The 1,470-nt window shown below is 28.5% G+C and carries 1 protein-coding gene and 1 pseudogene; both read left to right on the forward strand.

Annotation, left to right across the window (positions count from 1 at the left end; all coding sequences use genetic code 11):
• Positions 1-164 precede the first annotated feature (164 nt).
• The gene (locus CD172_RS11965) at positions 165-857 is read left to right on the forward strand and encodes a trypsin-like serine protease (protein ID WP_103346474.1); all 693 of its coding nucleotides are present in this window, start codon (positions 165-167) and stop codon (positions 855-857) included.
• A 547-nt stretch (positions 858-1,404) separates the two neighbouring features.
• Positions 1,405-1,470, forward strand: a pseudogene (locus tag CD172_RS11970) (IS6 family transposase); the annotation flags it as partial.

A 1,470-nucleotide genomic window follows, 5' to 3' on the forward strand; every position in this document is an offset into this window, starting at 1 on the left:
ATTAATAACATATTAATGATATTAGGTGTATTATTTATTTAATAATATAAATATTAGTAGTTTTATAATATATTAACAAGAAAATTTATAACCTTACCTTCATATCATAAGATTCATTGTCATATACAAATTTACACCTAGTTGAGTAAAAGGAGTGAAAGAAGATGAAAAAAATAGTTTATTCAGTTATATTTGCGTCACTTTTGTTAATGTCTTTATTTACTCAGAATATATATGCTGAAATTGTAACGAACACAACCGAAGGGAATCACTTATTCACAAGTAAGTTTGAAAAAGTTAACGGTCAAAGCTGTACTGCTGTAGCTCTATCAGACACATCGTTTTTAACAGCAGCACATTGTGTAGATCGTAATAATCAAGAAAGTTATATTGGCAAAGTCTTTCCTGCTCTGAGTGGTATTCAAACACCGTTATCATCTATAGATATAGATAAAGCGACTGTATATTCTCCTAGAAATCTTGACAGTAAAAAGGACTTTGCTATTTTAAAAGGAAAAAATCCTCCTCAATCTATGAAATATTACCTTACTAACAATGCTGTAAAAATAAAAGTCGTAGATGACCTTCAAAGTTTAATTGGCAAAAAAGTTTATACTATAGGATATCCAAAAGATACTGAAGCAAAGTATCAAGATAAAAAAGAGGGAACTATTCAAAAAATAGATTCAGGAGTGATACTAACAGACAATATCACGGGATCGGGTTCTTCAGGTGGTGGTTTATATCTTGAAGAAACAAATGAGTTAATAGGTATTGTATCAGGAAAAGGTATTGGACTATCTCATTTTGCACCTATAACTAGTGATATCAAAAATTGGATTGATAAAAATAAATAACTCGAAGTAGGATATGTATTAAATTAAGTGACATAAGGTTAATTATGATATGAAGATTGAATTTTAATTTATTATTGTGTGAAAAAGATAAATATGTACCATTAACTACTCACTAAGATTAAAATGTAGTTAATGATTTAAGCCCTCTTTTTAGAGGGCTTTTTTATATTTTATATAACATTTTTTACCAATTTTAGAGATTAATATTTTCCAAAGAAACCTAACTAGTCTCGATAGTAGAATGAATTATCATTCTCCGCTTCTTCTTTAGATAGTTTAAAATTTTTATCTTTACTGGCTACTTTTTCTTTAAGCATCTGAAATCCACTTAAATCTTGATTTATTCTAGGTCTAGTAGCCTCATGAACTTGATAATCAGTAAATAGCATATCGATTAGATTCTGATTATCTAATTTAATCTTCTCTAATTTAGTACCCAATTCTTGTTTAAGATTAGCTTTGTCGTTAAGAGTTAAAGATACATCTGTTGGTTCTGTTGCAAAGTTAGAAATATAGTATAATAGTCAACAAAGATGAGGTGCAGAGTATGAATTATTTCAGATATAAGCCATTTGACAAAGATGTCATTACTGTAGCCGTTGGCTACTATCTA

This window comes from Staphylococcus agnetis, from assembly GCF_002901865.1.
Lineage (GTDB): Bacteria > Bacillota > Bacilli > Staphylococcales > Staphylococcaceae > Staphylococcus > Staphylococcus agnetis.

Bases quoted from the DNA above. Each gene is read 5' to 3' on its own strand.
- CD172_RS11965 (WP_103346474.1), top strand. From the start codon at position 165: ATGAAAAAAATAGTTTATTCAGTTATATTTGCGTCACTTTTGTTAATG.